The organism is Dactylosporangium sp. NPDC049140 (assembly GCF_040648435.1).
On sequence record NZ_JBEZDS010000011.1, the window covers coordinates 21,274 to 34,787 of the forward strand.

At 75.7% G+C, this 13,514-nt stretch carries 12 protein-coding genes; 6 read left to right on the forward strand and 6 right to left on the reverse strand.

All coding sequences use genetic code 11. From position 1 onward, the window contains the following. Positions 1-17: 17 nt before the first annotated feature. From AB0B76_RS19685 to AB0B76_RS19705, 5 genes are all read right to left on the reverse strand, one after another. Complete coding sequence (locus tag AB0B76_RS19685) at positions 18-857, reverse strand: ABC transporter permease (protein ID WP_360376835.1); 840 nt, start codon at positions 855-857, stop codon at positions 18-20. Beyond that, positions 854-1,780, reverse strand: coding sequence for an ABC transporter ATP-binding protein (locus tag AB0B76_RS19690; RefSeq protein WP_360376838.1), 927 nt, complete (start codon positions 1,778-1,780; stop codon positions 854-856). The genes AB0B76_RS19685 and AB0B76_RS19690 overlap by 4 nt, the downstream gene beginning before the upstream one ends. Beyond that, the gene (locus tag AB0B76_RS19695) at positions 1,777-2,862 is read right to left on the reverse strand and encodes a hypothetical protein (protein WP_360376841.1); all 1,086 of its coding nucleotides are present in this window, start codon (positions 2,860-2,862) and stop codon (positions 1,777-1,779) included. Before AB0B76_RS19695 ends, AB0B76_RS19690 begins: the two co-directional genes overlap by 4 nt. 41 nt (positions 2,863-2,903) lie before the next feature. Continuing rightward, positions 2,904-3,395, reverse strand: a complete 492-nt coding sequence (locus tag AB0B76_RS19700; protein WP_360376844.1) for a sigma-70 family RNA polymerase sigma factor — start codon at positions 3,393-3,395, stop codon at positions 2,904-2,906. Between the two features lie 116 nt (positions 3,396-3,511). Continuing rightward, complete coding sequence (locus tag AB0B76_RS19705; RefSeq protein WP_360376846.1) at positions 3,512-7,303, reverse strand: CHAT domain-containing protein; 3,792 nt, start codon at positions 7,301-7,303, stop codon at positions 3,512-3,514. A gap of 67 nt (positions 7,304-7,370) precedes the next feature. Here AB0B76_RS19705 and AB0B76_RS19710 point away from each other — a divergent pair, with 67 nt between their 5' ends. Then, entirely contained in the window at positions 7,371-7,820 is a 450-nt protein-coding gene (locus tag AB0B76_RS19710) for a hypothetical protein (protein ID WP_360376849.1), read from the forward strand. 10 nt (positions 7,821-7,830) lie between these two features. Here the strand turns inward: AB0B76_RS19710 and AB0B76_RS19715 are convergent, their stop codons facing one another. After that, on the reverse strand, positions 7,831-8,553 hold the full coding sequence (locus AB0B76_RS19715; protein ID WP_360376851.1) for an NAD(P)-dependent oxidoreductase: 723 nt from the start codon (positions 8,551-8,553) through the stop codon (positions 7,831-7,833). A gap of 34 nt (positions 8,554-8,587) precedes the next feature. Here AB0B76_RS19715 and AB0B76_RS19720 point away from each other — a divergent pair, with 34 nt between their 5' ends. From AB0B76_RS19720 to AB0B76_RS19740, 5 genes are all read left to right on the forward strand, one after another. Further along, positions 8,588-8,980 (forward strand): pilus assembly protein CpaE, encoded by a 393-nt coding sequence (locus AB0B76_RS19720; RefSeq protein WP_360376853.1) that lies wholly within the window; start codon positions 8,588-8,590, stop codon positions 8,978-8,980. A 24-nt stretch (positions 8,981-9,004) separates the two neighbouring features. Continuing rightward, positions 9,005-9,394 (forward strand): PPOX class F420-dependent oxidoreductase, encoded by a 390-nt coding sequence (locus tag AB0B76_RS19725; RefSeq protein WP_360376856.1) that lies wholly within the window; start codon positions 9,005-9,007, stop codon positions 9,392-9,394. Between the two features lie 145 nt (positions 9,395-9,539). Further along, complete coding sequence (locus AB0B76_RS19730) at positions 9,540-10,241, forward strand: hypothetical protein (RefSeq protein WP_360376859.1); 702 nt, start codon at positions 9,540-9,542, stop codon at positions 10,239-10,241. Then, positions 10,241-12,424 carry a hypothetical protein gene (locus AB0B76_RS19735; protein ID WP_360376861.1) on the forward strand — a complete coding sequence of 728 codons (2,184 nt, stop codon included), beginning with the start codon at positions 10,241-10,243 and terminating at the stop codon, positions 12,422-12,424. Before AB0B76_RS19730 ends, AB0B76_RS19735 begins: the two co-directional genes overlap by 1 nt. Positions 12,425-12,430: 6 nt before the next feature. Then, complete coding sequence (locus AB0B76_RS19740; RefSeq protein WP_360376864.1) at positions 12,431-13,510, forward strand: hypothetical protein; 1,080 nt, start codon at positions 12,431-12,433, stop codon at positions 13,508-13,510. Positions 13,511-13,514: the final 4 nt, after the last annotated feature.

Consider the following 13,514-nt stretch of genomic DNA (forward strand, 5'->3'; position numbering starts at 1 on the left):
GCCACCAAACCGCGGCGTCACAGGTCGCGCCGCGAGAAGGCCGTGGCCGCCAGGCCCAGGATGACCGCCACCCACAGCGCCGACCACGCCACGTACCCGCCCGTGGCCGGGGCGTCGCTGAGGAACGGGTGGCCCGCCATCGACGGTTCGAAGCTGGTCAGGCCCGGGCTCTCCAGGGCGTTCATCGCGCCCCGCCAGAGGCCGTCGGTGGGCAGCAGCACGCGCGACACGGCGCCGACGCGGGCCACGCCGGTGTTGCCCAGGGCCGCGCCGATCGCGCCGACGACGCCGGCGACCCAGGTCGCGCCGAACAGGCCGACGGCCACGACGCCGGAGGCCATCGGGGAGATGACGGCGGACAGCAGCAGGCCGAGGGTGAGCAGGACCGTCGTCTGGCCCGCGAGCAGGGCGAGCCCGGCGACGGGGTGCGGCGGCCAGTACCCGACGGTGGCCCGCACGATGACGAGCTGGGCGAGGCCGGCCAGGCTGACGAAGCTGCCGCCGAAGATGACCAGACCGAGCCACTTGCCGAGCAGGACGGCGGGGCGGCGGACCGGGCGGGCGAGGATGGCCTGGGCGATGCCGGACTCGACGTCGCCGGCCAGGGTCGGGCCGGCCAGGAACGCGGTGCCGAGCGCGGCGATGAGCGACAGCCCGAACATGACGAGGTTGAGCACCACCGACGCGGCGATGCGGGACTCGCCGGTGGTCAGGTCGCCGAACTCGGCGTCGAGGCGGTCGAAGCCCCACGCGCTCAGGCCGAGCAGGATGACGGTGAGCACGGCGAGCGAGCGCAGCACCTTGCGCCGGGCCGCCTCGTGCAGGGTGAGGGCGGCGATCGTCAGCACGGTGTTCACGGCTGGTCCCCCGTGCCGGTGCGCAGGATGTCCAGCAGGCGCTCCTCGAGCGTGATCCGGCCGGGCTCGACGGCGTGCACGCGTACGCCGAGGCCGACCAGGTCGGCGACGAGGGCCGGCACCGTTGACTCGTCCGGTTCGGCGGGGAGGGTCACGGTGTACGTGTCGCCGTCCTTCGCCAGCGGGCCGGCCGCGGCCAGCCGGGCCTGCGCGCCGGCCCCGACGTCGCCGAGGCGCAGGCGCAGTTCGCGGCGGCCGAGCAGCTCGGCCAGGGTGCCGGCGGCGGCGACCCGGCCGTGGTCGAGGATCACGACCCGGTCGCAGACGCGCTCCACCTCGCCGATCAGGTGCGAGTTGAGCAGGACCGCGACGCCGCGCGCCCGCAGCGACAGCAGCAGGTCCCGCACGTCGGCGCGGCCGATCGGGTCCAGCGCGCTCGTCGGCTCGTCGAGGACGACCAGCTCGGGCCGGGCCACGAGCGCGACGGCGAGGCCCAGGCGCTGCTGCATGCCCTTGGAGAAGCCGCCGACCCGGTCGCCGGCGCGGTCCGCGAGCCCGACCAGGCCCAGGCACTCGCGCCGGTCCGGCTCCGGGACGCGGGTCCCCGCGAGCCGGACGTGCAGGTTGAGCACTTCAAGGGCGGTGAGCCAGGGTTGGTACCGGAACAGCTCCGGCAGATAGCCGACCCGCGCCCGGGACATCGGGTCCGCCGCGGGGCGCCCGAGCAGCAGCACCTCGCCGGCGTCGGCACGGACCAGCCCGAGCAGGATCTTGATCGCGGTGGACTTCCCGGCGCCGTTGGGGCCGAGCAGGCCCAGGACCTCACCGCGCGCCACGGAGAACGAGACACCGTCGACGGCGGTGCGCTTGCGGTACCGTTTGCGCAGCCCCGAGCACCACACCGCGGCCGACGGTTCGCTCACGGGTTCCACCGCAGCCCCCGGGCCACCGCCAGCACCTCGTCGGCGCTCATCGTCCCGGCCACGGCGGTCACGACCCCGTCGCTGACCCAGAACACGGCCGACATCGTGCCGTCGCGCAGGCTCAGCACGATCGCCGGGGCGCCGTTGACGTCCGCGGTCGCGTTGGTCTCCTGGCCCGACTTCACGATGAGCGGCAGCGTGGTGCCGTCGGCGGTGAACGTGCGCAGCTGGGCCGCGACCGACTCGGGCAGGCCCGGCAGCGACAGCATGTAGTCGCGGGCGGTGGCGAACGCGATGCCGGAGGAGTCCACGGTCGGGGCGTGCACGCGGCCGGCCGTCAGCGCGGGCGCCCCCGATGCCGACGGCCACACGACGGCCACGCCGGGCCCGGCGGTGAACCGGAAGTGGCTGCCGTCCAGGCCCGGGGGCGGCGGCGGCAACGGCCGGCCGAGGGCCTGGGCGGTGCGGGCGGCCTTGGCGGCGGAGAAGGTGAACACGGCGCTGGCGCGGTTGCCGACGTGGTACGTGGGGGCGCCGCTCACCCCGCGGGGCGGGCCGGCCAGCCGGGGCACCCCGAGCCCGGAGGCGGCCCGGGCCGCGTCGGCGTCGGGGACCTCGCGCACGTCGGCGCGCTCGGTGAAGGCGACGTCGCCGTACGCCGACAGGTCCGGCAGCTTCACCAGGTCGGCCGGCGAGACCGTCACCGGGGCGACCCGTTCGGTGCGGAAGATGGGCAGCCAGTCCGTGGCGGCCGCGGCCGTGGCCCCGGTCAGCAGCGCGACGGCGGCGGCCGCGGCGATCACCGGGCTGCGCCAGCCGGTCCGCCACCGCCCGGGCCGGGCCACGGTCGCGCTGCGGCCCTCGGGCGTGTCGAGGTTCACCGACAGCCGCCGCCAGCCCGCGTCGACGTCGACCTCCGGCTCCTGGCGCAGCAGCGTCTCGATCAGGCCGGCGTCCTCGCCGGCCGCGGCGAGCCCGGCCCGGCACACGGGGCAGCCGGCCACGTGCTCGCGGTCGGCGTCGGCGATGCCGGCCGGCTCGTCGAGCAGGCGGCGCAGCGTGCCGTCACTCGGATGGCGCATGACGGTTCAACTCCTTCTCCGGGTCCGCGCAGGGAGTGCGGTCACTCGTGGCGTTCATGGCGGTTCAGCTCCTTGCGCAGCGCGACCTCGGCGCGGCGTACCACGGTGCCCACGCTCCCCGCGGACAGCTCCAGCGCCGCCGCGACCTCGGCGTAGCTCAGGCCGCTGTGGCGCAGGACCAGGGCGACGGCCTGGCGGCGGGGCAGCCGGGCCAGGGCCGCCCGCACCCGGCGGCGCTCGTCGCGGGCCACGACGTCGTCGGCCACGTCCGGCGCCACCGGGTCGGCGGCGCCGGCGGCCTCCTCGCGGGAGGCGCGGCGCCGGCCGGTGCGCAGATGGTTCAGGGCGGTGTGCGCGGCGGCGACGCAGAGCCAGCCGAGCGCCTCGCCGGCCGGCACCGCCGAGCGGCCGAAGGCCAGGAACGCCTCCTGCGCCACGTCCTCGGCCTGGTCGCGTGAGCCCAGGACACGGGCGGCGACGGCGACGACCCGCGGGTACGCGGTGCGGAAGACCTCTTCGAGGTCGGCCCGCACGGCCGGTCCTCGCCTCGGCGGACTCGACACGGGTTCGGCGCCCCTCCGCTCGGCCGGCAGCAGTTCCTGCTTCACATCTTCCAAGCACCGCCGCGGCCCGGAATGTGACACCGAGGTCAGGACACGGCGGTCAGGCGCTGCTCGAAGTACGACATCTGCGGTTCCGCCTTCAGGTTTTTCGCGAGCTCGAGGGCCTCCTGCCACTGCCGGCGGGCGCGGCCCCGGTGCCCGGCCGCCTCGTCGAGGGCGGCGATGCGGGCGTGGACCTCGGCCTGGGCGAGGCGCGACCCGGTGTCCTCGGGGTCCAGGACCGCGCGGCGGCGCCGGCTCGCCAGGGCCAGCCGGTAGAGGGCGCGGGCCAGGACCGGGTCGCCGGTGTCGCGCAGCCAGTCGCCGAGGCGCTCGCGGGCCTCGGCCAGGTCCCGGTGCAGGGCGCCGGTGCGCGGGAAGCGGTGCACGAGCGCCTCGGCGGCCTCCGTGGCGCCTTCGAGGTGGCCGCGGACCTCCTCGGGGTGCTCGGCCGCGACGGCGTAGTCGGCCTGCCGGCGGTGGGCGGTGGCCAGGTCGCGCTGGGCGTCGACGCTGTCCGGGTCGTCGCCGGCGAGCCGCTGGGCGAGGGCGACCGCGCCCGCGAAGTGGCCCGCGGCGCAGGCGACGTCGCCGGCGTGCAGGTCCATGTCGCCGAGGCGCCAGTACGACTGCAGCAGCCGGCGCTGGAAGCCGGCGTTGCCGGAGTCCGCGTCGGTGAGCCGGCCCGCGATCGCCGCCGCCTCCATGGTGAGGTCGCGGGCGTTGCCGGGGTCGAGGCCGGCGAGGGCGTCGAGGCAGTCGAAGAGGTGGCCGAGCAGGGGGCCGTTGTCGGGGTCGTCGGCGTCGAGCTTGCGCCAGATGCCCAGCGCCTCCTCCAGCGGGGCCCGGGCGCCGGCGGCGACGCTGCCGAGGCCGACCGCCAGATCCCAGCGCAGCCCGGGGTTGTCCGGGTCGGCCGCGACCAGCTCGCGGCGGATCCGCAGTGCCTCATCCCCCATCGTGCGGGCCCGGTCCGGGTCGGAGTCGTCCAGGGCCAGCCGCACCATCTTCAGGTAGCTCGTGCCGACGTTGCGCCGCAGCTGGACGTCGGCGGGGTCGGCCTCGGCGAGCCGGACGTCGATCGCCAGCGCCCGCTCGTAGTGGCGGCGGGCGTCGGCGAGGCGGCCGAGGCGGTGCAGCAGCCGGCCCTGGCTGTCGAGGGCGGAGCTGAGCGCGATCTGCGCGCCGGTGTCGTCGGCGTCGGCGCCGGCGGCGCGGCCGGTGACGGCGACCGCCTCCGCGCCCTTCTCCGCGGCGGCGGCGGTGCTGCCCGTGGCCTCCAGGGCGTCGCGCTCGCGGGTGAGCAGCGACAGGTACGCCGGGTGCCCGGCCGGCAGCTTCTGCGTCACGTCGCCGAGGAACGCCGCGACCGCCACCTCGCCCGAGAGCTTCGGCAGCACGAGCGCGGCGAAGTCGGCGAGCTCGTCGCCGTCGAGGTGGTACACCCCCTCGGTCACGGTCGCGAAGGCGGCCCGGCCCGCGTCGAGGATGCGCCGGCACGCGGCCGCGGCGCGCCGGTGGCGTTCGGGCCGCCGGTCGCCCTGCGCCTTCGTGAGCGCCTCGCGCAGCCAGGGCTCGACCACCGCGCCGTCGTCGGCGAGGCCGGCGAGGGTCAGGTCGCGGAGCCGGTCCAGGTGCGCGGCGACGGCCGCGGTGTCCTCCGTGGACGGTTCGCGGCCGAGCACGGCGAAGGCGAGGTCCTCGGCGCCCACCGGGATCCGGGACACGGCCAGCTGCAGCAGCGTCTCGCGGGCGTCGGCCGGGACGAGGCCGAGCAGCTCGGTCAGCAGCACGTCCTGGGCGCCGAGGGCGACCGCCTGGCGGGCGGCGTCCGGCGCGGCGGCGCGCCGCAGGTGCTCGAGCCGCGTGAGCGTGCGCAGCCGCTCGGTCACCTCGGGCAGGCGCGCGCCGCCGTGCAGCAGCGCGTCGACGAACTCGACGAGCCGCGGGTGCCCGCCGACGGTCGCCACGATCAGCTGCATGTCCTCGGTGGACAGTGCGCGCACGCCGGGCAGGCGCAGCAGGAGCCGGGCCAGTTCGGCGTCGCTCAGCGGCCCGACGTCCACACGCGACAGTGCGGCCGCGCCCGGTACCGGATAACGGCTCGTCACCAGGACCTTGCCCCGCTCGGCGGCGCCGGTGAGCGTCGCGAACACCTCCGCGAAGCCCGGGTCGGCGAAGGCGTCACCGCCGACGGTCAGGTTCTGCTCGAAGTCGTCGAAAACGAGCAGGATCCGCCGCTCGCGCAGCGCATCGGCCAGCTCGTCCGGGCCGGCCGCCGCGACACCCGCCGCGGCCAGGTCCGCGAAGAGCTGCGGCGGGTTCCACACGCCCGCGTGCACGACGATCGCCCACGGGTCGGCGTCGTCGCGCAGCCGGGTCACGACCCGGCCCGCCAGCGCCGTCTTGCCGATCCCGGCCGGGCCGGTGAGCACGACCCCGTTGGCCAGCGGCGCGCCGGCGACGTCGTCGCGCAGCGTCTGCGTCACCGTGCGCAGCAGCCCGCGCCGCCCGACCAGGTCGCCCAGCAGCAGCTCGCGCACGCCCGCGCCGGTCGGCAGATCGGTGGGGTTCTCCAGGTGTACCGCGGGAGCCCCGCCGTCCCACAGCGGCCCGTCGGACGCGGCGAACAGCGCCGGCACCGCGTACTCGGGCCGCCGCCCGGCCGCCGTGTCGAACAGCTCGGCCCGCGCCCGGGCGACGGCCGCGGCGACGGTCGCGTTGTCCTCGGCGAGCGCGCGGTACACGCCGGTCAGCAGGCGCGTCGCGTACCAGTCGGTGATCGAGGTCTGCATCGCCAGCACCCGGTCGGCGCCGTGGCGCAGCAGCGTGACCGCCAGCCCGGCGTCGGCGTCGGCGGCCCCGCCGCAGCTGGACAGCACGATGAGGGGCAGCGCCCGCCCGCCGCGGCGCAGCGCGCGCACGAGGTCCTCGGCGCTCACCTCGACCGCGTTGCCGTCGCGGTCCTCGAGCTCCACGCCGTAGGGCGAGCCGTGGGCGGACAGGTGCAGCACGTGGTAGGCGTCGGCGCGCAGCGCCGCGGCGATCTCGGCGACCCCGGCCACCTCGAGGATGGTGAGCTCGGCCCGCCCGACCCCGCCGGCGACGGAGACGATCGCCTGCATCTCGGCCTCGACGTCCAGCGGCGGGTTGGCGGTCCGCTCGGGCGCCCCGACCGCCACGAGGATCTTCAGCGGCCCGGGCGACGCCGGATGCGACGGTACCCGCACGCCGGTGACCATCCGCGTCAGCCGCACCCCGCCGACGCCGACGAGCACCCGCTGGTCGGTGAGGCGCAGCAGCTCGAACGGCAGCTCGTGCGCGGGCCCGTCACCCTCGACGACGACGTCGAGCACGGTGCCGTCCACGCCCGCGGTGAGCAGGACGGTCACGTAGTCCAGCGCGTCGGCGTCGAACAGCGCGCCGCTCAGCCGCTGCCCGAGCCGCGCCAGCCGCGCCTCGGCGTCGGGCCGGTCGAGCAGCTCCCACACCTCGTCGCGGCCGAACGGCAGCGGCTCGTCGCGCTCGCCGAGCACCTCCCCGGCGAGGGTGGCGGTGCACCGGACCCGGCCGCCGTCCACGGCCACGGCCAGGCGCAGGTCGTGCCGCGTCGTGCGGGCCGCGTCGTGCTCGCGCAGCCACGCGAGGTCGTCGTCGCCGAGCTTCGTCACCGTCCGGTGCCGCGACCCGGCCTCGAACACGACACCGTCGGTGGCGAGGCCGTCACGGGCCTCCAGCCGCGCGTCGAAGCCGGCCGCCCGGACCAGCACCCACAGGTCCCGTACCGCGTCGAGGTGCGCCGCGTCCCCGGGCGCGAAGGCAATCGTGATCACCGCCATGCGCGCCATCATGGCAGGGCCGTCGATACCCGGTTGCGTCACGGTGGGCGCGTGCCAGGATGCCCAGGTGGACCTCGAGTCGCGGCTGCCGGCACACAACCGGTCACCGGCCGACTACGTGCGCCTGGCCCGCGATCCCGAGCTGCCGGCGGCGGTGCTGCGCGAGCTGGCCGGCTCCCCGTACCTCTTCGTCCGCTTCGCCGTCGCCGGGCACCCGAACGCCGACCTGGCCGCGCTGCGGCGCGTGTGGGAGGCGGGGGAGTGCAACGGGTACGACTTCAACCACCTCCTGCGTCTCCTCGCCGTGCACCCGGCCGCCGACCGCGGGCTGCTGCTCGAGGTGCGGGGGGCGGCGGCCCGGCTGCTCGAAACGGCGGTCGAGCGGCCCTACGCCGCCGTGCTCGCCCTCGCCGCCCGGCCCGAGCTCACCGACGCCGAGGTGCGAGCGCTGACCAACCTGCCGGGCGCGTCCCGGCGGCTGCGCCGCGGCATCCTGGCCGCGCTGGCCGAACGCTGAGGCCGCGGGCTCAGCTGCGGTGCGCGATGCCCCAGCGCGGGCGGGCCGCCGACGGTGGGGCCAGGTCGTCGGGCAGGTCGCCGAACGCGGCCGAGTCGTCGCGGGGCTCGTAGCCGGGCAGCGTGCAGCCGTAGACGCGCGGGGTGTTGGCGGAGACGCCGTGGTACACCCCGAAGCCGACGTCGGCCGCGAGCGCCGCCGCGACCAGGCGGTTGAGGTCGCCCGGGCTCAGCCAGCCGGCGCACCAGCTGCGCCCGAGCGGGCGCTCGGCGACGCCGCCCAGGCGCAGGCACACGGCCGACAGGCCCCACACGTCTGTGTAGGAGCGGGCCAGCTGCTCGGCGAGGACCTTGGCGGCGCCGTAGGGGCAGCAGGCGTACGGCGGGAGGTCCTCGGCCACGAAGGTCCGGCCGGCGTCGACGTGCCCGGCCATCGCGTGCAGCGAGGACGCCAGCACGACCCGGCGCACGCCGTTGGCCACGGCGGCGTCGAGCACGTTGACGGTGACGTCGGCGTTGGGGCCACGCAGCCCCGCCCACGGCGTGCCCGGGTCCGCCTGCCCGGCGAGGTGCACGACCGCGTCGGCGCCGGCCAGGACCTCGCGGGCGAACCCGGCGTCGGTCAGGTCCCCGGTGACGAACCCCGGCCGCGCCGCGATGTCCGTGCGCCGCACCTCGACGTCGAGGCGCAGCCGCCCCGCGACCCCGCCGGCGGCTCCCGTAATCACGATCATGAACAAACCCTACGTGATCGGGCACCATGGAACGGTGATCAGTATCGAACTGGCCGTCGAGCTGCGCGCGGCGGGCCTGCAGTGGCGGCCGGCCCCGGGCGACCGCTTCGCCATCCCGGACCGCGACCTCGACGACCAGGCCTTCGTGCTCAGCGACATGATCATCCAGGTGCACGACCTCCCCGGCGGCGAGACGGTCATCGGCTTCAACGGCACCACCGAGTGGGCCCTCGACGACATCGAGCGCGACGAGGCCATCTGGCTGCCGCACGAGCACCAGCTGCGCGAACGGCTCGGCTCCGGCTTCCGCGCCCTCGAGCGCTCCGGCGACGGCTGGCGCGTGGCCGTGGACGGTCACGCCGACTCGTTCGGGGCCACGCCCGGCGACGCCTACGCCCTGGCGCTGCTGCGCGTGCTGCGCGCCTGACCGGCTCCGGGGTACCGTGGCGCCGTGGATCTTCCCGATGGCCTGCGCGAGCTGCTCGAGCGCAACAGTCTGTGCTACCTGACCACCCTCATGCCCGACGGCTCGCCCCAGATCACCCAGACCTGGGCCGACACCGACGGCAAGCACGTCCTGATCAACACGGTGCGCGGCCACCAGAAGGTGCGCAACATCGAGCGCGACGCGCGCGTCGCCGTGGCCATCGGCGACCCGGCCGAGTCCCGCCGCTACTTCCAGGTCCGCGGCCGGGTCGTGTCCGTGACCGAGGAGGGCGCGGCCGAGCACATCGACGTCCTGGCCCAGCGCTACCTCGGCGGCCCGTACCCGTGGTTCGGCGGCCGCGACCAGGTCCGCCTCCTGCTCACCATCGAGCCGGAGCACATCACCGGCCACTGACAGTCCGGAACGGCATCCCCGAAACACGCGGCCGCCGCCCCGTTCATGCGACGGTGGCGGTCCGTTTGCCGATGACACTCCGCGTAGCGCCCCGATAACGTCCCGTTCGGAAATCGTCACTGCCGAACGGGCCCATGGAGGCGCGATGGCTCCCGTGCCACGCCACAGTTCACTGCTCGCGGTCGACGTCGAGGCCTACGCGAGCCGCACGGAAGCCGGGCAGGCGGCGGTACGCCGGGCGATGCACGACACCGTCCGGCAGGCCGCCCACGAGGCGGGCATCCCGTGGGACGAGTGCGAGCGGCAGGACCAAGGCGACAGCCTGCTGGTGCTGGCCCCCGCGTACGTGCCGGTGACCGGGCTCATCGACCCGTTCGTCGCCCGCCTCGACGGCCTGCTGCGCCGGCACAACGCGCTCGCCGGCGCCGAGGCGGCCGTGCGGATGCGGGTCGCCGTCAACGCCGGATACGCCGCGATCGACGGCGCCGGCTGGATCGGCACCATGGTCAACGCGACGGCCCGGCTGCTCAACGCGCCCGCGCTCAAGGCGGCGCTCGCGGCGAGCCGGCGGGCGCAGACGGCGCTCATCGTCTCCGACGAGATGTACCGCTCGATCGTCCGCCAGGGCCACCTCGGGCTCGACCCCGACTCGTTCCACGAGGTGCGGGTCAGCGAGAAGGAGCTCGACACCCCGGCGTGGATTCACGTGCCCGGCTACGCGCGCCCCGACGGCCTGGCCGGATCGGCCCCGCCCGCACCGCCGCCCGGTGATCACGCCGGCAACCGCGGCATCATCGCCGGCCGTGACGTCACCATCGGCCGCGACCTGCGCATCGGGACCGACTGATGGCCGACGAGGCGCCGCCGCCCACCGTGGGTGCCGCCGGCACCGGCGCCGGCACCGCCGACGGCGACGCCCCGTCCCGCGGGGTCGGCAGCGGCGTGCTGAACCTGGGCGCCGTCAGCACCACCAACGAGCTGCTGCGCGCCGCGCAGGCGACCATGGGCGCGTACGCGTTCAACCGCGGCACCGTCGCCGGCCGTGACGTCACCGTCCACTACCACGGCGCCGAGGCCAAGGCCCCGGAGTTGCTGCGGCGGCTGGGGCCCGACAGCGCCGACGCGGTGCGCGCGGCCTTCGTGCCGCCCGAGGGCTTCGCCGAGCTCAGCCGGCTGGTCGGCGGCGTGCACGTGGTGCTGCTGCGGGCCACCCCGCGCGAGGGCGCCGACACTGCGGCGCTGCGGCTGCTGCTGGACCTCGGGGCCGGGCCGATGTACCGGCTCGACCCCCGCCGCCCGCTGGCCGACCTCGCCGTCGAGTCGCTCGAGGCGGCCGCCGGGTATCTGCTCTCCGGCCTGTCCGACGCCGCCGTGCGCTCGCTGACCTGCCTCGACGTGGACGGCCTGGAGGCCCGGCTGCGGCCGCTGGGCTCCCGGCTGGTGATCATCGTGCCGGTCGGGGCGACGCTCGCCGACCAGGGCCTGCGCGGCTACGTGCGGACCCTCGGCGCGTCCCCGGCCGCCGCCGACGTGCTCACCGCGCACCTGCGCTGGCGGCTGCGCAGCGCCGTCGCCGCCGAGGAGCTGCTGCGCCGCGCCGAGGTGGCCGTGGCGGTACGGGAGTTCCTGCAGGGCGAGCCCAGCTGCCGTGACGTCGCCGACCTGGCCCGGCTGCTGGCCGAGGCGCACGGCACCGGCGGCGGCGCGGTCGACGTCGCGTGGGTGCTCGACGCGATGCGGCAGCGGGCGGCCGAGCACTTCGACGCGTGGTTCGACCGCCTCGACGACCTGCCGCTGCGCTGCACCGCGGTCGCGCTCGCGCTCTTCAACGGCCTGCCCTTCGAGATCGTCAACTACGCGGCCGCGCGGCTGCGGTCGCGCCTCGACGACCCGGCCGCCATGCGCACCACCGACACGGGCATCCGCCTGGTGAACCCGCTCGCGCCGCGCCCCGACCCGTTCCGCGAGACCCGCGCGGTCCGGCTGCGCCGCCTGCGGGCCCGGATCACCCACACCACGCTGCCGTCGCGGTACGGCGACACCCCGGCGCAGGTGATGTCCTACGACGACGCCGAGTACGGCCCGGCCGTCATCAACCGCGTCTGGGACGAGTACGACGACGTGCGCCCGGCGCTGGTCGACTGGTTCCGGGAGCTCGGCGGCGACCCGTCGGAGCAGGTCCGCACCTGGGTCGCCACCGCGGTCGGCCTGCTCGCGACCCGCGCGTTCGAGTACCTGCTCAACGCGGTCATCGAACCGTGGGCCCGCAGCGGCGCGAAGGGCCAGCGCGAGGCCGCGGCCATCGCCCTCGGCGTGCCGGCCAGCGTCGGCGGCCTGACCGAGCAGGTCCGCCGGGTCGTGCGGGCCTGGAGCACGCCCGACGACGAGGACGACGACGCCGCCGAGCTGCGCGCCACCGCCGCCCGCGTCTACGGCTCCGGGCTCGGCCCGTCCGCCCCGCACCAGGCCCTCGCCGGGCTGGAGTACCTCGCCGACTCCCCGGACAACGACGTGGCCAACGCGATCGGGCTCAGCCTCGCCGAGCTCATCGACTGGGACGACAAGCTGGCCGCGGCGGTGCTGACGGTCATCGTGCGGTGGCTCGGCGACCGGCGGTACCCGGAACGGATCACCAACGGCCACATCGCCTTCCTGCGCATCGCGCTCGACGTGACCCGCAAGGCCGAGGCCGTCGGCGAGGACGACGACACGCTGCGCTGGCCGCTGCTGCTGTACTTCGCCGAGACCCGCCCCGAGCTGTGGCCGACGATCGCGGGGCTGTGGCACGCCACCCTCAACGGCCCCATCTTCCAGGACGCCCAGTGGGCCCTGAGCAGCTGGGCCGTGACCGTCGAACCGGACCGGCGCTCCTGCGAGGCGATGGGCCGCCTCGCCGGCGCGATCGCCCGCGACATCCGCACCCGCAAGATCCTGCTCCAGCTGGCCCATGACTGGACCACGGGCCGCAACCCCGAACCGACGCCGCGCGTGGCGGCGAGTGTCATCCAGGCGTTGTCCGAAACGAAGTGAGGCGTCATGAACCAGCAGACCCCGAACGTCCCGATGTCGCCCGCCCCCGTCCCGGGGACGGCGTCGCCCTTCTCCGGCCGCAACGGCCGCGTCATCCTGCACGAGGAGCCGCTCACCCGGCTCGGCCCCGGGCAGGGCGCCAAGCCCCTGCGCGCGGCCGTGACCGCCGTCTACGCCCGCCCCAACGGCGACCTCGTCGCGTTGGGGCGTCCGTTGTACCCGTTCGAGAACACGATGCGCGGCTACCGCTACCGCTACGACGTCGGCACCGCGGACCGCGAGGACGAGTTCCACATCAGCGACGAGCTGCCCAGCAAGGAGGACATCTTCCGGTTCTACGCCCGGCTGCAGTTCGGCTTCCGGGTGCACGACCCGGCCGAGGTCGTCCGCCGCCGCGTCCAGGACGGCTTCATGGTGGCCGGCTGGCGGCTCATGGAGCGCATGCGGCGCATCAGCCGCCGCTACACGCCGGAGGAGTGCGCGGACGCCAACGACGAGATCAACGACTCGCTCGGCCAGGAGCCGCTGGAGCTCAGCGAGGGCATCACCGTGTACCGGTTCGCCGCGTTCCTGTCCCTGGACCAGCAGACCCAGGAGGCGATGCGCCGCCGCCGCGCGGTCGAGCACGACTACCAGTACGAGCAGACGTCGCACCGCCTCGAGCAGCTGCGCCTGACGTACCAGCACGAGCTGGAGACGGCCCGCATGGAGGCCGTGCGCAACGCCATCCACGGCGACCACGGCCTGCTCATGCTGCACATGGCGAAGAACCCCGCCGACACCCGGACCGCGCTGGAGATGGTCGCCAAGAGCAACGAGGCCGACCGCGACGGGCTGTTCAAGCTCCTGGAGAGCATGATGGAGAACAACCTCATCCAGAACATCGACCTGCAGGAGATCCGCGACGAGAACCTGCGCCGCATCCTGCAGACGGTCAAGGAGGACCCGCTGAAGGTCCTGCAGGTGCGCGCCGAGGCGGGGGCGCCGCTGCCCAACCAGCCGCGCCCCAACCAGTCGCTGCCCAGCCTGACCGCGGACGTCGAGACGATCACGGGCATCCCGATCCCGCCGTCAGCGGACTCCTGAGCCG

Coding starts and splice junctions, on each gene's coding strand:
- AB0B76_RS19695 (WP_360376841.1), bottom strand. CDS start 2,862: ATGCGCCATCCGAGTGACGGCACGCTGCGCCGCCTGCTCGACGAGCCG.
- AB0B76_RS19705 (WP_360376846.1), bottom strand. CDS start 7,303: ATGGCGGTGATCACGATTGCCTTCGCGCCCGGGGACGCGGCGCACCTC.
- AB0B76_RS19715 (WP_360376851.1), bottom strand. CDS start 8,553: ATGATCGTGATTACGGGAGCCGCCGGCGGGGTCGCGGGGCGGCTGCGC.
- AB0B76_RS19730 (WP_360376859.1), top strand. CDS start 9,540: ATGGCTCCCGTGCCACGCCACAGTTCACTGCTCGCGGTCGACGTCGAG.
- AB0B76_RS19735 (WP_360376861.1), top strand. CDS start 10,241: ATGGCCGACGAGGCGCCGCCGCCCACCGTGGGTGCCGCCGGCACCGGC.
- AB0B76_RS19740 (WP_360376864.1), top strand. CDS start 12,431: ATGAACCAGCAGACCCCGAACGTCCCGATGTCGCCCGCCCCCGTCCCG.